At 65.9% G+C, this 18,118-nt stretch carries 18 protein-coding genes; 6 read left to right on the top strand and 12 right to left on the bottom strand.

Going from position 1 to position 18,118, the window contains the following annotated elements; genetic code table 11:
• Positions 1-29: 29 nt before the first annotated feature.
• A complete protein-coding gene (locus U858_RS0100145) occupies positions 30-704 on the top strand; it encodes an epoxyqueuosine reductase QueH (RefSeq protein ID WP_025135175.1) in 675 nt (224 codons plus the stop codon).
• On the opposite strand, the gene U858_RS0100140 is transcribed toward U858_RS0100145, so the two are convergent.
• The 10 genes from U858_RS0100140 to U858_RS0100095 all read right to left on the bottom strand — a co-directional run bounded on the left by U858_RS0100140 (position 685) and on the right by U858_RS0100095 (position 9,994).
• Positions 685-1,650 carry a helix-turn-helix domain-containing protein gene (locus U858_RS0100140; protein ID WP_025135174.1) on the bottom strand — a complete coding sequence of 322 codons (966 nt, stop codon included), beginning with the start codon at positions 1,648-1,650 and terminating at the stop codon, positions 685-687. The two genes, U858_RS0100145 and U858_RS0100140, sit on opposite strands and share 20 nt — an antisense overlap.
• 100 nt (positions 1,651-1,750) lie before the next feature.
• Positions 1,751-2,380, bottom strand: a complete 630-nt coding sequence (locus U858_RS33505; RefSeq protein WP_232786458.1) for a cytochrome c — start codon at positions 2,378-2,380, stop codon at positions 1,751-1,753.
• Entirely contained in the window at positions 2,377-2,892 is a 516-nt protein-coding gene (locus tag U858_RS0100130) for a methylamine dehydrogenase light chain (RefSeq protein WP_025135172.1), read from the bottom strand. The genes U858_RS33505 and U858_RS0100130 overlap by 4 nt, the downstream gene beginning before the upstream one ends.
• Positions 2,876-3,514, bottom strand: coding sequence for a methylamine dehydrogenase accessory protein MauD (gene mauD / locus U858_RS0100125; RefSeq protein WP_025135171.1), 639 nt, complete (start codon positions 3,512-3,514; stop codon positions 2,876-2,878). Before mauD ends, U858_RS0100130 begins: the two co-directional genes overlap by 17 nt.
• Positions 3,515-3,530: 16 nt before the next feature.
• Complete coding sequence (locus U858_RS0100120; RefSeq protein WP_025135170.1) at positions 3,531-4,088, bottom strand: MauE/DoxX family redox-associated membrane protein; 558 nt, start codon at positions 4,086-4,088, stop codon at positions 3,531-3,533.
• Positions 4,085-5,245, bottom strand: a complete 1,161-nt coding sequence (locus U858_RS0100115) for an amine dehydrogenase large subunit (protein ID WP_042884030.1) — start codon at positions 5,243-5,245, stop codon at positions 4,085-4,087. Before U858_RS0100115 ends, U858_RS0100120 begins: the two co-directional genes overlap by 4 nt.
• 106 nt (positions 5,246-5,351) lie before the next feature.
• Positions 5,352-6,233, bottom strand: coding sequence for a transporter (locus U858_RS0100110; RefSeq protein WP_025135168.1), 882 nt, complete (start codon positions 6,231-6,233; stop codon positions 5,352-5,354).
• 70 nt (positions 6,234-6,303) lie between these two features.
• The gene (gene styD, locus U858_RS0100105) at positions 6,304-7,812 is read right to left on the bottom strand and encodes a phenylacetaldehyde dehydrogenase StyD (protein WP_025135167.1); all 1,509 of its coding nucleotides are present in this window, start codon (positions 7,810-7,812) and stop codon (positions 6,304-6,306) included.
• A gap of 161 nt (positions 7,813-7,973) precedes the next feature.
• Positions 7,974-8,963 (bottom strand): quinone oxidoreductase, encoded by a 990-nt coding sequence (locus tag U858_RS0100100; protein ID WP_025135166.1) that lies wholly within the window; start codon positions 8,961-8,963, stop codon positions 7,974-7,976.
• A 50-nt stretch (positions 8,964-9,013) separates the two neighbouring features.
• On the bottom strand, positions 9,014-9,994 hold the full coding sequence (locus U858_RS0100095; RefSeq protein WP_025135165.1) for a DMT family transporter: 981 nt from the start codon (positions 9,992-9,994) through the stop codon (positions 9,014-9,016).
• Between the two features lie 85 nt (positions 9,995-10,079).
• Between U858_RS0100095 and U858_RS0100090 the strand changes: the two genes are divergently transcribed.
• The 5 genes from U858_RS0100090 (at position 10,080) to U858_RS0100070 (ending at position 15,967) form a co-directional block, all read left to right on the top strand.
• Entirely contained in the window at positions 10,080-10,970 is an 891-nt protein-coding gene (locus tag U858_RS0100090) for a DMT family transporter (protein WP_042884027.1), read from the top strand.
• A gap of 40 nt (positions 10,971-11,010) precedes the next feature.
• The gene (locus U858_RS0100085; RefSeq protein WP_025135164.1) at positions 11,011-11,517 is read left to right on the top strand and encodes a MarR family winged helix-turn-helix transcriptional regulator; all 507 of its coding nucleotides are present in this window, start codon (positions 11,011-11,013) and stop codon (positions 11,515-11,517) included.
• Positions 11,518-11,624: 107 nt separating this feature from the next.
• Positions 11,625-13,052, top strand: a complete 1,428-nt coding sequence (locus tag U858_RS0100080) for an efflux transporter outer membrane subunit (RefSeq protein WP_025135163.1) — start codon at positions 11,625-11,627, stop codon at positions 13,050-13,052.
• A gap of 20 nt (positions 13,053-13,072) precedes the next feature.
• Positions 13,073-14,335 (top strand): efflux RND transporter periplasmic adaptor subunit, encoded by a 1,263-nt coding sequence (locus U858_RS0100075; protein ID WP_029953360.1) that lies wholly within the window; start codon positions 13,073-13,075, stop codon positions 14,333-14,335.
• A gap of 12 nt (positions 14,336-14,347) precedes the next feature.
• Positions 14,348-15,967, top strand: coding sequence for a DHA2 family efflux MFS transporter permease subunit (locus U858_RS0100070; RefSeq protein WP_025135161.1), 1,620 nt, complete (start codon positions 14,348-14,350; stop codon positions 15,965-15,967).
• Between the two features lie 60 nt (positions 15,968-16,027).
• Here U858_RS0100070 and U858_RS0100065 read toward each other — a convergent pair whose 3' ends face one another.
• Together U858_RS0100065 and U858_RS0100060 are read right to left on the bottom strand one after the other, a co-directional pair.
• A complete protein-coding gene (locus tag U858_RS0100065; protein ID WP_025135160.1) occupies positions 16,028-16,984 on the bottom strand; it encodes a hypothetical protein in 957 nt (318 codons plus the stop codon).
• 26 nt (positions 16,985-17,010) lie between these two features.
• Positions 17,011-18,078 (bottom strand): tartrate dehydrogenase, encoded by a 1,068-nt coding sequence (locus U858_RS0100060; RefSeq protein ID WP_025135159.1) that lies wholly within the window; start codon positions 18,076-18,078, stop codon positions 17,011-17,013.
• Between the last annotated feature and the right edge of the window lie 40 nt (positions 18,079-18,118).

The following is an 18,118-nucleotide window of genomic DNA, read 5'->3' as shown; positions in this document are numbered from 1 at the left end:
AGTTTTCCGCCTTATTTGCCTGTCAGATCATGTCCGAACTCGTGCGCCCCAAACTCGACCTGCCCGCCGGCCGCGGCAAAGTGCTGATGCACTCGTGCTGTGCGCCCTGCTCTGGCGAGGTCATGGAAGCCATGACCGCGTCCGGCATCGACTACGCGATCTACTTCTACAATCCGAACATCCATCCGGTCAAAGAGTACGAGATCCGCAAGCAGGAGAACATCCGCTTCGCCGAGCAGCACGGCATCGAGTTCATCGACGCCGACTACGACATGGACAACTGGTTCGATCGCGTCAAGGGCATGGAAAACGCCCCCGAACGCGGCGAGCGTTGCACGGCCTGCTTCGACATGCGCTTCGAACGCACCGCGCTGTACGCCCACGAACACGGCTTTGACACCATCACCAGCTCGCTCGGCATTTCGCGCTGGAAAGACATGAACCAGATCAACGGCTGCGGCGAGCGCGCCGCTGCCCGCTACGACGACCTGATCTACTGGACCTACAACTGGCGCAAGGGTGGCGGGTCGTCCCGCATGATCGAAATCAGCAAGCGCGAGAACTTCTACCAGCAGGAATACTGCGGCTGCGTGTATTCGCTGCGCGATACCAACCGCCACCGCCGTGCCCAGGGCCGCGAGCGCATTCACATCGGCGTGAAGTTCTACGGCAAGGAAGACCTCATCAACGAGGAAAACCTTTAAGTCCGCGCCGGTACTCCGACGGCGACACCCCATACCGATTGCGAAATGCGTGGCTGAAGCGCGCGGCGTCAGAAAAGCCGTGGCGAAAAGCGATGTCGCCGATCTGCCGCGTCGTTTGCGTGGCGTCGCCCAACATATGGCGCGAGCGTTCCAGTCGGGCGCTGAGGATGAAATCGGCCGGCGTCGTAGCGGCCTGGGCGAACAGGTTGTACAGATAGCGGCGTGACACGCGCAGGGCCACGGCCGCGCTGGCCGGCGACAGGTCGGGGTCGTGCAGGTTGTCGACCAGGTATTGCTGCACACGGCGCAGTTGCGCCTGGCGCATGTCGGCCTGGTCCTGTTCGGCCAATCCGCCCGCGCGTTCGCTGATATCCAGCCCCATCATCTGCATGACCGCATTGGCGGCGTCTCGCGCGGCGCTATCGGACAGGTGCGCGTGTTCGCTCAGGGCCACCCGCAGCAGGTCCATGGCCATGCGGCCGCAACCGTGGCGGGCGCTGTAACTGCGCGCCACCGCATTCTGGATGAACGGCTGCCAGGCTTCGGATTGCTTGCCCGGCACCTGCATCACCAGGAAATGCGCGTCGTCGTCGACATCGACCTCGTAGGGCCGGGTGGTGTCGTAGATGCCCCAATCGCCCGGCATCAGCAAGGCGCTGCGGGCAGCCTGGCGAATTTCGCTGCGCCCGGCCAGTTGCAGTGTCACCTTGTAGCCGGATGCCTCGGCGCGGTCGGCCAGCAACTTGGTGCGGCGTACCCGTTGCGCCCCCGTATGCATTTCACAGACCTGCATCCAGCCCAGTGAATCGACCGCCACGCTGCTGCGGAAACGCTGCGGATTGGCCGCGGACACTTCCAGCGGCACGAAGGTGTTGCTGATGTTGTCTTTCCAGCTGGCGCAATCCCGGAACTGCTGGGGCGCGCTGCGTACGAGGCGATGGGACATGAAGACTCCGGCGCGCGGCTAGGAACAAATGGCTGGCTTCTTTCTATCACCGAGCGCCGGACGTGGAGTATCCGTGACAACCCCTAAAAACCGCGCAGTCTCAGGGTTTGCGGGCGCTGCCGTAGGAATAATCAGACAAAGTGAACCCCTGCTTGGCCAGTTCCTGCGCCAGGCCGTGGCGTACCGGCACCACATCGGGATAGCGGTTTGGGCGTACGGCAGCCACCTCGGCTTCGGTATAGGGCTGGAAATCGGGGGGAAGCTGCGCAGGGCTGAAGGTCAGCAGCACCCAGTTCAGTACCGCCGCCAGGTCCGCGTTGCTCAAGGGCGAGTAGGCCGCCCCCGGCACACGAATCAGGTATTCGCGTCCCGCCGGCAGATGCACGAACGCCCCCACGGAATTACGAAAATCCGGAATGCCATGCGGCGTGCTCCCCCGACCATCGACCCGATGACAGCCGGCGCACTTGAGCACGTAGTCGGCACGCGCAGCCTGCCGCAACGCATCAGGGGAGTCGGGGGAAGGGGTGGCGACGGGCTTTCCGGCGACGGGCTGGCCCGCCACGGAAGTTTTGGCGGAGGAAGGAGCCGCGTAGGGAACGTCAGAGGTCGACGCCTCACCGGCCAGCGCCACCGCAGCCGCCAGCGCCCCCATGGCGGCCGCGGCGGACAGCGCGGCCCCCCTGCCGCGCCGCCGCCGTCTGCCGGAACCCGAGCCTGCCCTGATCATGGCTGCTTCTTGGCCAACCCCACGATCACGGAGGTGGTGCAGTGGAAGATGGACGACTCGTTGGACATGCACCAGTTGACGTCGTTGTGCAGGAACATCTGGTAGCCCGGCCGCTCGCGCTCGGCGGCCGCGCACATGCACTTGCCGCAGGCGGTCTTGCCGCAGCAATCGTTGTAGCTGATGAGGTAGTCCTTGCCGTCCATCGGGTTGTGGCAGGTGCCCACCCACGACACGGCCGATGGCGACGTACCTGGCGGGCAGGACGTCGTGCTGCCGCCGCAGCAGGAACACAGGAAACCGTCCACCGCGCAGTAGCGCCAGTAATCGCAGGCGGTTTCGTCCGTTTGCGGCTTTTTGGCGGCTGCGGGCGCCGAACGGGCCACCGGCAGCACGGGCACCAGAAACGCCGTGCCCACCAGCACCTTGCCAATGCGGTTCAGCACGCTGCGCCGCGACGTGGCGTGCGCCATCGAGCGCGTCGCGCGCTCGCCAAGCTTATCCAACCAGAGCATTGCTGTTCTCCTTGCGGGAAATGCGGGTCTCGTCCAGCGAACCGGCGGCCAGGAATTCCTGCACCGACGCCACGCCCAGTTCCTTGGCCGTGAACAGGCTTTCGAGTTGTTCGCGGGAATTGATCAGGCCCTTGGCGCGGATGACGCCGGTTTCGTCGATCAGCACGGCATACGGCAGCTTGCTGATCTGGAACTTCATGCCCAGCTCGGTAGACAGCAGATACGGAAAGCGCTCAAGGCCTGCCTGCCGGTAGAAAGCCAGGTGCTCGGGCATTTCGCCGTCGCTGGCCAGCACGATGCGCAGCCAGGCGCTTTCGGTGCCGGCCACGGACTTCAGGATGGGCAAGAGCTTCTTGCACACCGGGCAGGTGGGCGACAGAAAGAACAGCAACTGGCTGTGCTGGCCGCGTTCGCCGATGGTCAGGCGACGGCCCAGCAGGTCAGGCAGTTCGAAACGCGGCGCGGCGTCTCCGACCGCGGGCCCCTTGTCCATGGTCAGCGCGCCCATCGGGGCCACGCGCTCGTACAGCACGCCGATCTGGCGCGACAGCGCCAGAATGACCAGCAGCAGGCAGAGCACCACGCCCCACAGCAGGAAATTGGAAATGATCAAGGCTTCCATGTGTTGCTCCTTGGTTCTAGTGATGCAGCTGCTGCAGCTTCAGGTGCGAAGCCAGCAGATGATTGACGGTGAAGTACAGGGCCACGGCGCTCATGGCCAGGCCGAAGACCGAAGCGGCATCGGCCCATTGCAGGCTGCGCGATGCCCCCTGGACAGCCGCAAAGACGGGCAAGGTCCACAGCGCCAGCAGGCCATTGCGCAGCACCATCCACCAGGACAGGCCCGCGCCACGCGCCGCGGCGCTGCGAAATGCGGGGCCGCCGCAACCGCAGTCGATGTCGCGGCGGCCGCGCGCCAGGTTGACCGCCACGCCGGCCGTCGCCACGACCAGCACCGCCAACGCCAGCGCGGCGCCGGTCGACCGGCTCACGGGCGCCAGCAGCAGCGCGCCGGCCAGGGCCTCGGCCAGGACATAACCCCAGGCAAACGCGGCACCCAGACCTGCCGGCACGATCTCGTAGGCGGCCACGGCCGCGGCAAACGCGGTCATGTCCTTGAGCTTTTCCAACGCCCCCAGCAGCAGCACGCAGGCCAGCGCGGCGCTGGCCGCATAAAGCAGGACGGGATCGGTCATTGGGCGCCCCCGGGTTGCGGTTCGACCTGCAGCGCGGTTTCGCCGGCGCCCTGGATCGTGCCCTTGAACACGGGCGCGGCGGGCGCGGCGTCGTAGATATTGACGTTGCCGCCATCCAGCGTGAACAGGCGCGGCTTGTCGTCCTGCGACACCGACATCGACAGCGCGTTCTTGCCCGGCACGCGCGCCAGCCGCTTGTGCGTGGCCAGGTCGTACACCCAGATTTCGGCGGCCGGCGTCTTGTGCGAGCCTTCGACGCCGTTCGGGTGCATGCCTACGTACAGGCGCTTGGTATTGCGGTTCACGGCCAGCAGGTTGTAGCCGCCCGGCCGCCAGCCGCGATCCTTGCCGGACTTGTCCAGCAACGACCAGGGCTCTGTGAACTTGGCATCCTGCCCGCTGAAGTCGGCACTGTAGACATTGCCGTTGTACGAGACGAAATAGAAGGTGTCGCCCACGTTGCCGGTGTGCGTGAAGATCGGGTCTTTCTCGACATCGAACATGGGCTTGCTGCGCTGCTGCCCCGACGGCTTGCCGGCGGCGTCCAGGTCTACCGTGACGAAGGTGCCGTCGCCGCAGATGCTGGCAAAACTGCGCGGCCGCGACGGCGGCACGATGATGCTCCAGCAACCGGCCGCGGCCGTCACTTCGTCGGCGAACTTGCGGGCCTTGACGTCAACCACGGTCACGGACGACGCGGGCGTGGCGTTCTGCACGAACAGCAGGCCGCCGTCCGAGCTTTGCTGGAAGTAATTGCGGTAGTTCAACGCCTGGGCGCGCTTTTCGGGAATCGGCACCTCGTACTTGGGCGTCAGCGTGTCGGCGTCCCAGGCTTCGACCACGTCGGTGCGCTTGCCACGGTTCAGGCGTTCGTAGTACGTGGTCATGATGTAGATGTCCTTGCCGTCGGCGGACACCGTCATGTGGCCGTTGAACGACGCGGGCACCAGCCCCAGGAACTTCATCGTGTCGCCATCGTAGATGTTGATGCGGCTGTCGACCAGGTGGTTGAACACCGCATCCATCACGTACAGCCGGTGCGGCGTGGCCGGCGGCAGGCGCGTGCCGCCCTTGAGTTCTTCGTTGGGCAGGTCGGCCCGGGCCAGACCGGCCGCGGCGACCAGGGCCGCGCACAACGCCCATTTGCCCGCCAGCATGCACGCCAGCCGGCCCGCCCGCCGGCCAGCTCGTGCCGCGGCCTGCCGGCCGCGGGTATCCGCACAAAGCGCAGTCATTGGATGTCTCCTGTCATGTCCGTTGCTCCTAAAAGGCATAGACGTAGCGCATCTGCACGCCCCGCATGCGCGGGCCGTTTTCGACCTTGAGGTCATGGATGTACTGCATCTGGATCTGGTTGGCGTCGTTGATCTGGTGGGTCAATTCCAGCGCCAGCTGGTGGTTGCGCGCGCGGCTGGTGACGGTTTCACCGCTGACACGCTCGCGCCCGCCGGTCTCGAAGCGGTAGCGGATACCCGTGTAGGTATTGGCCGTGAGGTTGGTCGAAGCCAGTGCGAAGAAGCGGAAGGACGGATCCTTTTTCAGGGTCTGGCTCATCCAGTCGGTATTGCGGCCGTAGATCTCGACTTCGCCGATGGCTTCCAGAAAGGTCGATTCCCCCACGCCCTTGACGAAGGAAAAGTCCTGGATGGTGGACCAGCGATTCTTGCCCGGCGAGGTGTCCGGACGCGAACCGTCGTAGCGGCCCAGGGGCACCACGACAAAGGGTTCCCAGGCGAACCAGGTCTTGGTCTGCTCGTTGTTGTAGAGCCAGATGGCAGACCCCAGGGTGACATCGCCGATGCCGGTCTGGCGATCGCGCGAGGCGCCCGGCAGTTCCATCGTGGTGCGAGACATCGGCACGATGAATTCCAGCTGCACGGTCTTGCCGAAGAACTCGCGATAGTGCATCTGGCGGTAGATGACGGCGTCGACGTCCACCGAGGCGCCGTCCACGCGTTGGCCCGCCGAGTACAGGCCCGACGAGCGCAGGCCCGTCAGGTAGCCTGCGATGATGTTGGTGCCGACCGGTGCGGGTATCCAGTCGCGTGCGCTGGGGTCTCCTGCCCATGCGCTCTGCGCCGTTGCCGCACACGCCAGCAATAACGCTGCGCTTGCCCGGCCCCGGCCTATGGTCTTGCCTGCCATGCCCTTCCCCTTGGTGTCGCGGCACGCGCGTGCGCCGGTATGTCCCGGCTTGAAGCGCGCGGCCGTCAGTCTAGTAAGCGATGCAAACGGACTTCTTCTCCAGATACATGTCCAGCACGACGCGGCCGTGTTCGCGGCCGATGCCCGATTGCTTGAAGCCGCCGAACGGCATGTTGGGATCAAGCATGTTGTGGGTGTTGACCCAGACTGTGCCCGCATCGATGCGCGGGATCAGCCGCTGCACGCGGGACAGGTCGTTGCTCCAGAGGCTGGCACCCAGGCCGAATGCGCTGTCGTTGGCCAGCCGCAAGGCGTCGTCCAGCGTGTCGAACGCCTGGGCGACCACCACTGGCCCGAAGATTTCCTCACGGGCGATACGGGCATCGGCAGGGACGTCGGCAAACACGGTGGGCCGCACGAAATACCCTGCCCCGTCGCCGGCATTGCCTCCCGCCAGCAGCCGCCCGCCCTGCGCGCGGCCGATACCGATGTAATCCAGGACCCGCTGTTGATGGCGCGCCGACACCAGCGGCCCGACCTGCGTGGCGGGGTCAAAGCCCGACCCCAGCTTCATGCCAGCGGCCAGGTCGGCCAGCCCTTGCACGACCTTGGAATACAGCCCCTTTTGCACGTACAGCCGTGATCCGGCGGTGCACACTTGGCCCTGGTTGAAGAAGATGGCCGCGGCCGCGCCCTGCACTGCGACATCCGGGTCGCAATCGTCCAGCACGATCACGGGCGACTTGCCGCCGAGTTCCAGCGAAACGCGCTTCATGTCGTCCATGGCGGCGCGGCCGATGAGCTTGCCGACTTCAGTGGACCCGGTGAAGGCGATCTTGTCGACGCCGGGGTGAGCCACCAGGGCTGCCCCGGCGGTTTCGCCGCGGCCCGTCACGACGTTGACCACGCCGGGCGGAAAGCCGGCCTCGAGCACCAGCTCTGCCAGCCGCAAGGCAGTCAGCGGGGTTTCTTCGGCGGGTTTGAGCACCACGGTGCAGCCCGCGGCCAGCGCCGGTGCGATTTTCCAGATGGCCATCAGCAGCGGGAAGTTCCACGGAATGATGGCGGCCACCACGCCCACCGGCTGCGGCAACGTATAGGCGCTGTACTGCACGCCCGGCGGAAACGGGATGGACAACGCAAGCGTATCGCCCGTGAGCTTGGTGGCCCAGCCGGCCATGTAGCGCAACCACTGCGCACCCGCGCCCACTTCCAGCCCCTGGGCCACGCCCAGCAACTTGCCGTTGTTCAGGGTTTCAAGACGGGCCAGTTCGTTGCCATGCTGCTCGACCAGGTCGGCCAGCTTGAGCAGCAGGCGTTCGCGGCCGGCGGGCAGCATGTCGTGCCAGGGGCCCGCGGCAAATGCCCGGCGCGCGGCCTGCACGGCCAGGTCGATCTGGGCGGGGCCGGCATCCAGCTGGTGGGCAATGACCTCGCCCGTGGCGGGATTGAAGACGGCGATGGGCTTGCCCTGCCCTTCGCGCAGCGGCTTGCCATCGACAAGCATGAATTCGCGGATGGCAGCCAATTCCGGGCGGTCGGACACGGATGCGCTGGCGGTGGGGCGGTCGGACGGCATGCGGAAGGCTCCAACGAATGAGGTTGAAGCCAGGATAGCAACGGGCCACCGCGCTGGCTTGTCCGTCCGTGCATGGGGTTTTGTCCCGGTGCGCACGCCCAAGCAAAACGGCGGAACGCACCTTGCGTTCCGCCGTTGCGGGACCTGCGGGACAGGGAAGATCAGTCCAGCATCAGCACCGTGGCGCCGGTGGTCTTGCGGGACGCCAGCGCGGTCTGGGCTTCGCCGGCCTGCTCCAGGCTGTAGCGCTGGTCGATACGGACCTTGATCTTCTTTTTCAGGACCAGGTCGAACAGCTCTTCAGAGGCGGCCTGCAGCTTTTCCAGCGTGTTCACGTGCACGCCCAGCGACGGACGCGTGACGTACAGGCTGCCCTTCTGGTTCAGCACCGCCAGGTTCACGCCCGCCACCGGACCGGAGGCGTTGCCGAAGCTGACCATCAGGCCGCGCGGCTCGATGCAGTCCAGCGAGGTTTCCCAGGTGTCCTTGCCCACGCCGTCGTACACCACCGGCACTTTCTTGCCGCCGGTCAGTTCGAGCACGCGCTCGGCCACGTTTTCACGCGAGTAGTCGATGGTTTCCCAGGCGCCGTTGGCGCGGGCCAGTTCGGCCTTCTCGGGGCTGGACACGGTGCCGATCAGCTTCACGCCCAGGGCACGAGCCCATTGGCAGGCGATCAGGCCCACGCCGCCTGCGGCCGCGTGGAACAGGATGGTTTCGCCGCCTTGCAGGCGGTACGTCTGGCGGAACAGGTACTGCACGGTCAGGCCCTTGAGCATCAGGGCGGCGGCCTCGTCAAAGCCGATGCCCTTGGGCACCTTGACGACCTGGTTGGCGGGCACGTTGCGGGCCTTGGCGTAGGCGCCGATCGGGCTTTGGCCGTAGGCGACGCGGTCGCCCTTTTTCAGGTGCTTGACGTCGGCGCCCACGGCGGTGACCACGCCCGCGCCCTCGAAGCCCAGGCCGTGCGGCAGCGGATGGGGATACAAGCCCGTGCGGAAATAGATATCGATGAAGTTCAGGCCGGCCGCGTGCTGATCGACGGTGACCTCATTGGCGGCGGGCGGCGGCACTTCGACTTCCACGAGTTTCAGGACTTCGGGACCACCGTGCTGCTCGATACGGATTGCCTTGACGAGATTGCTGGCCATGCTGGCCTCCTTTCATTGAAATGTTGCGAATCAACCGAGAAAACCAGACTTCAGCGCGCGGGGGCCGAACCGCCCGGCGCGGCGGGCGGCGGCTTGGCAGCCCCGCCCCCCATCAATACGAATACACCAGCCAGGACCAGCGCGGTGCCGGCCAACTGCCATGCGGTAACGGGCTCATCCAGGAACCATGACGCCAGGAACAGCACCGACACCGGCCCGATCATGCCCAGGAGCGACGCGGTCGGCGCGCCGATCAGCGCCACCGCCCACATCAGCATGAAAACGGGCGCCACCGTATTCAGGGTGGCGTGGATGATCGAATAGCCGTAGACGCCCAGGGGCTGGACCAGCACGGAAGCGGGATGGACCACGAAGAACTGCACGATGCAGGCCACGCACGACACCAGCATGGCATAGGCCACCAGCCGCGTGGGCCCGACGCGCTTGATCAGTTCGCCCGAGCAGATCAGGTACACAGAATAGCTGAGCGCCGAACCGAAAACGAACAAAGACCCTGTCAGCACCTCGGCAGACCCGCCGAAGCTGAGGTCGTGGGCAAACACCAGCACCACGCCCGCATAGGACAGCCCCATGGCCAGCCACTGGCGGCGCTCGACCGGACGCTTGAACCAGAACGCGGACAGCAGCACGACCAGCGACGGCGACAGGAACAGAATCAGCCGTTCGAGGCTGGCGGTGATGTAGCGCAGGCCCAGGAAATCCAGGAAGCTGGACAGGTAATACCCCAGCAGGCCCAGCAAGCAGACCTGCAGGCGTTCCTTCCAGGTCATGACCACGATCTGGCCGCGGGCCGCCAGGCGCGACTGATGCCACGCCACCGCCGCGAAGAACGGCATGGCGAACAGCATGCGGAAAGCGATGAGGGTGACCGCGTCGATACCGTAGCGGTAGGTGAACTTGACGACGATGGCCTTGCCCGAAAACAGGACGGCGCCCAGGGCGGCCATGAAAAAGCCGGCCGCGCGGCTGGAGGGACGAGTGACCGGCAAAAGCCTGGCAATGCGATTCATGCGATGATTTTAGATTCAGTGCATGCCCAATTGCACGCCCGGCCGCGCTTTTTTAGCCGCTTTCCGCCTTCGCCTCACACCCAGAATGACCCGACACCGCGCCCTGACCTATATCCATATCGCCGCCATCCTGTTCGGCCTGACCGGCGTTTTCGGCGAGCTGATCCAGGCCAGCGCGGCGGTCATCACCCTGGGGCGCGCCGTCTTTGCCGTGATCTCGCTGGGCCTGTTCGCCCGCATGCGCCGCCGCCCGCTGCTGGGCGCCCTGACCCCGGCGCAGCTGTTCGTGCTGGTGGTGGCTGGCGCCCTGCTGGCGGCGCACTGGGTCACGTTCTTCATCTCGGTCAAAGTCGGCGGCATCGCCATCGCCACCCTGGGCTTTGCCAGCTTCCCCGCCTTCATCACGCTGTTCGAAGGCCTGATCTTCCGCGAACGGGTGCGGCTGGCCGAATGGCTGCTGCTGGGCCTGGTCACCGCCGGGCTGGTGCTGGTCACGCCGTCGTTCGACCTGGCCGACCAGGGCACCATCGGCCTGGCCTGGGGCCTGTTGTCCGGCCTGACCTTCGCCCTGCTCGCCCTGAGCAACCGGCGGTCGGCATCCGGCATGGACCCGATGCAGGTGGCCTGCTGGCAGAACCTGATCGTGGCGCTGGTCATGCTCCCATTCGCGGCCGGCCAATTGCCCGCCCTGCCCGCCATGGACTGGTTCTGGCTGGCGTTGCTGGGGGTGTTCTGCACCGGCCTGTCGCATTTCCTGTTCGTCTCCAGCCTGACCCGCCTGAATGCGCGCAGCGCCGGCCTGGTGATCGCGCTGGAACCCGTCTACGCCATTGCGTTTGCCTGGGTGCTGTTCAGCCAGCAGCCCACCGTGCGCATGATGGCCGGCGCCGCCCTGATCGTGGCGGCCATTGTCTGGTCGGGCCTGCGCAAGGCGCCTGCGGCGGCCGAAAACGCCCCGGAGGGCGTCCCCAAATAGCAGCCTTGACAATTACTGACTAGGCAGTAAAATCCGCAGCATGAATGCCTCGTCACGCCCTGACTCTTCCGAAAATCCGATTCATTACCGCGGGGACACCCGCTGCATGACAGAGGATAACGCCGGCTACCTGATCAAGCTGGTCTCGAACTCCCTGAACCGGATGCTGGATCAGGAAATGGCGCCGCTCGACCTGACCGCCATGCAATGGCGGCCCATCGCCATGCTGTACCTGGGCCGCGCCGACACGCCCGCCGAACTGGCCCGCCTGAACGGCATGGATACCGGCGCCATGACCCGCGCACTGGACCGTCTCGAGGCCAAAGGCCTGCTGCAGCGGGCCCGCAGCCAGCAGGACCGGCGCGTCGTGAAGATCGAACTGACCGAACTCGGCGAAGAAAAGGCGCGCAATATTCCGCCCAACATCGCCCGCGTCCTAAATCACCACCTGCGGGGGTTTTCCACCGATGAAGTCGCGCAGTTGATGCACTTCATGCGCCGCATGATCGCCAACGGCTCCGCGTCCGGCGTCCCGCCCGAGCGCTGACGGCGCTCCAACGAGCACCTGCCGCCCCTGGAGACAGGGGCTTTATTTGACATAATATTTGCCTAGGCAAATACAGATTAATCAATTACTTTCAGCAGATTGTCAGGATGAAACGCCTTCTTTCTACCGCATTAGTGCTCGCCCTGAGCGGTTGCGCCCTGATGGAACCCGGGCCCACGCCCGTCGCGGCCCTGGACGAAGCCAAGTTGGGATTGACTGCCCAGGCCACGACCTGGCCCGAAACGCAGTGGTGGCAACGCTACGGCGACAGCCAGCTCGACACGCTGATGGACGAAGCGCTGGCCAACAGCCCGTCCATGACGGCCGCCCAGGCGCGCCTGGCCAAGGCCAACGCCGCGGTCAGCACCGCCCGCGCGCCCCTCTTGCCGCGGGTCGACGCCGACTACTCGCTGACTCGCGAGCACCTGTCCAGCGACTACATCTACCCGGCGCCGCTGGGCGGGTCCGTCGTCAGCGACAACCGGCTGGCGCTCGATTTCAGCTACGAGCTGGACTTCTGGGGCAAGAACCGCTCGCGCCTGCAGGCCGCCGTGTCGCAACAGTCCGCGGTCCAGGCCGATGCCCAGGCGGCGCGCAACATGCTGGCCAGCGCCACCGTGCGCGCCTACCTGAACCTGCAGAACGCGTTTGCCCAGCGCGATGTCATCAAGCGCGTGCTGACGCAGCGCGAAGACGTGCTGTCGCTGACCCGCGGCCGCTACTCGGCCGGCCTGGATACCCAGGTCGAGGTCAAGCAGGCGGAATCGTCGCTGGCCGCCGGCCGGGTCGAACTGACCCAGAACGAAACCACCCTGGCGCAATTGCGCAACCAGGTGGCGGCGCTGGTCGGCGCGGGTCCGCAGCGCGGCCAATCGCTGGTTGCCGTGTCGCTGACCGCCCCCGGCGGCGGCGTGCCGGACAGCGTGCCGCTGGACCTGCTGGGCCATCGCCCCGACGTCGTGGCCGCCCGCTGGCGCGCCGAAGCCGCGCGCCACCAGATCGACAGCGCCCGCGCCGAGTTCTACCCCAACGTCAATCTGGCGGCCTTCGTCGGCTTCCAGGCGCTGGGCACCGGCAACCTGCTGGGCGCCGCCAGCCGCACCGCCGGCATCGGCCCGGCCATCACGTTGCCGATCTTCCACGGCGGCGAACTGAACGCCAACCTGGCCGGCCGCCGCGCCGACGCCGATCTGGCGGTGTCTGACTACAACCAGACCGTGCTGGACGCCGTGCACCAGGTGGCCGACGCGCTGGACGGCCTGCGCTTGATCGAGCAAGAAAAGGCCCAGCAGCACCAAGCCCGCGAAGCCATCGAAGCCGCCTACGAACTGGCCGTCAACCGCTACAAAGCCGGCATGGGCAACTACCTGACCGTGCTGATCGCGCAGACCGGCGTGCTGACGCAAGCCCGCCTGGACACCGACCTGCGCATCCGCGCCTACCAGCTCGATGCCAACCTGGCCAACGCGCTGGGCGGCGGTTACGCCCCCGCGCCTGCTACCCAGCCCGCGCCCGCCACGAACTCCACTCATTGAACGCTCCGGATTCAGACGTCATGAACGCAGCCACTACTCCCACGACCAATCCCGCCCGCAAACGCCTGCTGCTGACCGCGACCGGGGTCTTCATCATCCTCGCGATCGCCTACGGCATCTGGTGGGCCCTGTTCGGCGCCCACTTCGAAAGCACCGACGACGCGTACGTGCACGGCAACCTGGTGCAGATCACGCCGCAAGTGCCCGGCACGGTCATCGCCATCGAAGCCGACGACACTGAAACCGTCGCCGCCGGCCAGCCGCTAGTGCGCCTGGACCCGGCCGACACCGAAGTCGCCCTGCAGCAGGCCGAGGCCAAGCTGGCGCAGATGGTGCGCCAGGTCCGTACCTACTATGTGCAGAACGATGCGCTGGCCGCCGATGTCGACCTGCGCAACGCCGACATCCTGCGTGCCCAGGCCGAACTGACCCGCGCCCAGAGCGACGTCAGCCGCCGCCAGCAACTGGCCAAGTCCGGCGGTGTCAGCGGCGAAGAAATCCTGCACGCCGAAGCCGCCCTGAAAACCGCCCAGTCCGGCCTGGCGCAAGCCCGCGCCGCGCTGGCCGCCTCGCGCGCCAAGCTGGCCACCAACCAGGCCCTGACCCAAGGCACCACCGTAGCGGACCACCCCGACGTCCGCCAGGCCGTCGCCGGCCTGCGCAACGCGTGGTTGGCGCAATCGCGCACCGTGCTGCCCGCCCCCGTCGGCGGCGTCATCGCCCGCCGCAGCGTGCAGGTGGGCCAGCGCGTGGCCCCGGGCGCCGCGCTCATGACCGTCGTGCCGCTGGACCAGGTCTGGGTCGAAGCCAACTTCAAGGAAGGCCAGCTGCGCAAGATGCGCATCGGCCAGCCGGTCAAGATGGTGGCCGACCTGTACGGCAGCTCGGTCACGTATCACGGCACCATCGCCGGCCTGGACGCCGGCACCGGCAGCGCCTTTGCCCTGCTGCCCGCCCAGAACGCCACCGGCAACTGGATCAAGGTGGTGCAGCGCGTTCCCGTGCGCATCGCCCTGAACCCCGACGACCTGAAGACGCATCCGCTGCGCGTGGGCCTGTCGATGGACGTCGAAGTGGACGTGGGCAAGCAGGAAGGCGAAGCCCTGACCGCCGCCGCCCGCAAGGAACCGGCCTGGTCGACCCGCGCCTTTGAACCTGCCCATGACGAAGTGGACGCGATGATCAACAAGATCATCCAGGCCAACCTCGCCTCTGACGAATTCACCCCGCAGGCGGCCCAGTCGCCCGCTGCCAAAGAAGGCTCGGCGCGCGGCGCCAAGTAAGGAAGCGCTCCCATGAGCACCCCCGCACAGCCCGCGGCCGGCGGCGCCCCCGCCGAACCGACCGTACTCCCACCCGGCACCTACCCGCCGCTGGAAGGCGCGACCCGCATCATCGGATCGATCGCGCTGTCCACGGCGGTGTTCATGAACGTGCTGGACACCTCGATCGCCAACGTCTCCATCCCGACGATTTCCGGCGACCTGGGCGTCAGTTCCAGCCAGGGCACCTGGGTCATCACCTCGTTCGCGGTGGCCAACGCCATCACCGTGCCCCTGACCGGCTGGCTGACCCAGCGTTTCGGCCAGGCGCGGCTGTTCCTGATCTCCACGCTGCTGTTCGTGCTGGCCTCGTGGCTGTGCGGCTTCTCGCCGTCGCTCGAAGCCCTGATCGCCTTCCGCGTGCTGCAGGGCGCCGTGGCCGGCCCGATGATTCCGCTGTCGCAAACGCTGATGCTGGCCAGCTTCCCGAAGTCCAAGGCGGGCATGGCACTGGCGGTCTGGTCCATGACCACCCTGGTCGCGCCCGTGGCCGGGCCGCTGCTGGGCGGATGGATTTCCGACAACTACACCTGGCCCTGGATCTTCTACATCAACGTCCCGGTAGGCCTGTTGGCCGCCTGGATCAGCTGGCGCATCTACGGCAACCGCGAATCGCTCACCCGCAAGCTGCCCATCGACAAGCTCGGGCTGGTGCTGCTGGTGGTCTGGGTGGGTTCGCTGCAGATCATGCTGGACAAGGGCAAGGAGCTGGACTGGTTCGCCAGCCCCACCATCATCGCCCTGGCAGCCATCGCCTTCGTCTCGTTCGTCTTCTTCCTGATCTGGGAACTGACCGACGCGCATCCGGTGGTGGACCTGCGCCTGTTCAAGATCCGCAACTTCACCGTCGGCGCCGTGACGCTGGCGGTCGCCTACGGCGTGTTCTTCGGCAACGTAGTGCTGCTGCCGCTCTGGCTGCAAAGCTACATGGGCTACACCGCCACCTACGCCGGCCTGGTGACGGCACCGGTGGGCCTGCTCGCGATCCTGCTGACGCCCATAGTGGGCAAGATGCTGGCTACCCGCGACCCGCGCCAGATCGTCACGGCCGCGTTCATGATCTTCGCCCTGGTCTGCTTCATGCGGTCGGGTTTCAACACCCAGACCGACGTGCGCACACTGATGATCCCGACGATCATCCAGGGCGCGGCCATGGCGGCGTTCTTCGTTCCGCTCACTTCGATCACGCTGTCCAGCATCGAGCCCTGGCGCATTCCGGCGGCCTCCGGCCTGTCGAACTTCCTGCGGCTGACCGCAGGCGCGTTCGGCACGTCGATCGCCACCACGCTCTGGGAAAACCGCGCGACCCTGCACCACTCGCAGCTGACCGAGGCCGCCAAGCCCGGCCAGGCGGCGTTCGACCAGACGCTGAACGCGTTGCAGAACGGCGTGGGCATGTCCCACGAGCAGGCGCTGAGCACAGTAGATCGCATGATCAACGCTCAGGCGTTCACCATGTCGGCCGTTGATGTGTTCTACGCCTCGGCCGTGATCTTCCTGATGCTGATTGGCCTGGTCTGGTTCGCCAAACCACGCTCGACCAAGGCGGGCGGTGGCGGCGGTGCGGCCGAAGCCGCGGCGGGCGCCCACTGACGCGCACGGCACCCCCGGTAAAGCAAAGGGCCTGGCAAGAAATTGCCAGGCCCTTTGTTTTCAGTTCTTCAGCAAGGCTTGCCACGCTTGCCGCTCGATCACATCCGGCGGTATCGCACTGACGGGCGACAGATTGATCACCGACACGCCCCGACCGCGCCATTGCTGCGCGGCAAAGCGGAACGACGGTTCGATGAGGCGGGCGAAATTGCGCGCCAGGCGGCTGGTCTGCGGCGTGGCGCCTTCGTCGTAAAAGCGCATGCCGTGCTGCAACGTCAGGTCCAGGCCATGCAGGTATACCTTGCGGGCCCCGCCAGAAATCATCACCTGCAACGCCACATAGGCCACGGTGTCGGCGTCGAACACGCCCAGCGACGCATTGAAGCTGTAGCCCAGGCCCTGCTTGGCGTCCAGCAGTTGCAGATCAGGCGAAGCCGCCACCATGCGCTTGAGCACGGCCGGGGCCGCGCTGCGCTGATAGGCACGCTCGGAGATCAGCTCGATGATGCAGATGCGGCAGCGGATCAATTCTTGCGGAATCCCCTGCATGATGTAGCGCAGCACTTCGGGCAGCACATACAGCGTCAGGTCACAGGCCACGATCTCGCGCACCAGATCAATGCGATCGCGGACGAAGTTCTGGTCGATGATGCAGTAATACTTGAACGGCAGATCGAACTTGCGGGCAAGCGCGATCGAGCCGTTCACGCCCATGGCCGCCCGGATCTTCAGGCGGTCGTAGGGAATCTCGGCGATGGAGGGTCCGCTCAGGATCAGGTGCATCTCGTCGTCGGCCGGGTCGTAGCCCTGCTCGAGCGGCGTGATGGGCAACGACCGGCCAAAGGCGCGAAAGCCGCTGATCACCCCGGCCGAATTGCGCCAGATGCGAACGAACGGCCACAGATGCTGGTTGTGCCGCTGCGTGCGCGACCGCATCATGCGGAACAGCTTGCGAGCGAAACGGTCGGCACGGCTGCCACCCACCTGAGTGGAGGTAGAAGCAATGGAGTCGACCATGTCCTCGGCCCCCTGAAAACGCACGGCTAGCCCGCCGCGATCAGCGACGCAATGGCATCGCCGACTTCAGCGGTGGAAGCCGTGCCCTTCATGTCGCGCGTGCGCGGGCCATCGGCCAGCACGGTTTCAATGGCGCGGACCACGGCCGCGGAGGCCTCGGGGTAACCCAGGAAGTCCAGCATCAGCGCGCCGCTCCAGATCTGGCCGATCGGGTTGGCGATGCCTTTGCCGTAGATGTCGGGGGCGGAGCCATGCACGGGTTCAAAAAGGGACGGGAACTTGCGTTCCGGGTTCAGGTTGGCCGACGGCGCGATGCCGATCGTGCCCGTGCAGGCCGGGCCCAGATCGGAAAGAATGTCGCCGAAAAGATTCGACGCCACGACTACATCGAACCAGTCAGGGTGCTGCACGAAATGCGCGCACAGGATGTCGATGTGATATTTGTCCCAGCGCACATCCGGATAGTTCCCGGCGATATCCGCCACCCGCTGGTCCCACCAGGGCATCGAAATGGAAATGCCGTTGGACTTGGTGGCCGCCGTCAGGTGCTTGCCCCGCTTTTGCGCCAATTCAAACGCGAATTTCAGCACGCGGTCGGCGCCGATGCGGGTAAATACGCTTTCCTGGATGACCACTTCGCGTTCGGTTCCGCCAAACAGGATGCCGCCGCTATTGGAATACTCACCTTCGGTATTTTCACGAACGATGAAAAAATCGATCTCGCCGGGCTTGCGGTCGGCCAGCGGCGACGGCACGCCGGGCATCAGACGCACCGGACGCAGATTGATGTATTGATCGAATTCGCGGCGGAACTTGAACAGCGACCCCCACAGCGCCTCGTGGTCGGGCACGGTGGCGGGCCAGCCGATGGCGCCGAAGAAAATCGCCTCGTGCTGGCCGATCTGCTGCTGCCAGTCGTCCGGCATCATCTTGCCGTGCTTGGCGTAATAATCGCAGCTCCAGTCGAAGTGGTCCCACTGGAAATCGATGCCAAAGCGCGTCGCGACGGCCTCGAGCACCTTCAGGCCTTCCGGCACGACTTCCTTGCCGATACCGTCTCCGGGAAGCACTGCAATCTTGTGTTTCTTCGCCACCGCTCTATCCTTTCGATTCCTGGGTTACACCGCCCAGAAT

It is taken from the genome of Achromobacter sp. DH1f, assembly GCF_000633435.1.
GTDB classification, from domain to species: domain Bacteria; phylum Pseudomonadota; class Gammaproteobacteria; order Burkholderiales; family Burkholderiaceae_B; genus Achromobacter; species Achromobacter deleyi.
This window is presented reverse-complemented; position numbering and strand designations above follow the sequence as displayed.

Bases quoted from the DNA above. Each gene is read 5' to 3' on its own strand.
- U858_RS0100140 (WP_025135174.1), bottom strand. From the start codon at position 1,650: ATGTCCCATCGCCTCGTACGCAGCGCGCCCCAGCAGTTCCGGGATTGC.
- U858_RS0100130 (WP_025135172.1), bottom strand. From the start codon at position 2,892: ATGCTCTGGTTGGATAAGCTTGGCGAGCGCGCGACGCGCTCGATGGCG.
- U858_RS0100120 (WP_025135170.1), bottom strand. From the start codon at position 4,088: ATGACCGATCCCGTCCTGCTTTATGCGGCCAGCGCCGCGCTGGCCTGC.
- mauD (WP_025135171.1), bottom strand. From the start codon at position 3,514: ATGGAAGCCTTGATCATTTCCAATTTCCTGCTGTGGGGCGTGGTGCTC.
- U858_RS0100070 (WP_025135161.1), top strand. From the start codon at position 14,348: ATGAGCACCCCCGCACAGCCCGCGGCCGGCGGCGCCCCCGCCGAACCG.
- U858_RS0100085 (WP_025135164.1), top strand. From the start codon at position 11,011: ATGAATGCCTCGTCACGCCCTGACTCTTCCGAAAATCCGATTCATTAC.
- U858_RS0100110 (WP_025135168.1), bottom strand. From the start codon at position 6,233: ATGGCAGGCAAGACCATAGGCCGGGGCCGGGCAAGCGCAGCGTTATTG.
- U858_RS0100095 (WP_025135165.1), bottom strand. From the start codon at position 9,994: ATGAATCGCATTGCCAGGCTTTTGCCGGTCACTCGTCCCTCCAGCCGC.
- U858_RS0100080 (WP_025135163.1), top strand. From the start codon at position 11,625: ATGAAACGCCTTCTTTCTACCGCATTAGTGCTCGCCCTGAGCGGTTGC.
- U858_RS0100065 (WP_025135160.1), bottom strand. From the start codon at position 16,984: ATGGTCGACTCCATTGCTTCTACCTCCACTCAGGTGGGTGGCAGCCGT.
- U858_RS0100075 (WP_029953360.1), top strand. From the start codon at position 13,073: ATGAACGCAGCCACTACTCCCACGACCAATCCCGCCCGCAAACGCCTG.
- U858_RS0100090 (WP_042884027.1), top strand. From the start codon at position 10,080: ATGACCCGACACCGCGCCCTGACCTATATCCATATCGCCGCCATCCTG.
- U858_RS33505 (WP_232786458.1), bottom strand. From the start codon at position 2,380: ATGATCAGGGCAGGCTCGGGTTCCGGCAGACGGCGGCGGCGCGGCAGG.
- U858_RS0100100 (WP_025135166.1), bottom strand. From the start codon at position 8,963: ATGGCCAGCAATCTCGTCAAGGCAATCCGTATCGAGCAGCACGGTGGT.
- U858_RS0100145 (WP_025135175.1), top strand. From the start codon at position 30: ATGTCCGAACTCGTGCGCCCCAAACTCGACCTGCCCGCCGGCCGCGGC.
- styD (WP_025135167.1), bottom strand. From the start codon at position 7,812: ATGCCGTCCGACCGCCCCACCGCCAGCGCATCCGTGTCCGACCGCCCG.
- U858_RS0100115 (WP_042884030.1), bottom strand. From the start codon at position 5,245: ATGCTGGCGGGCAAATGGGCGTTGTGCGCGGCCCTGGTCGCCGCGGCC.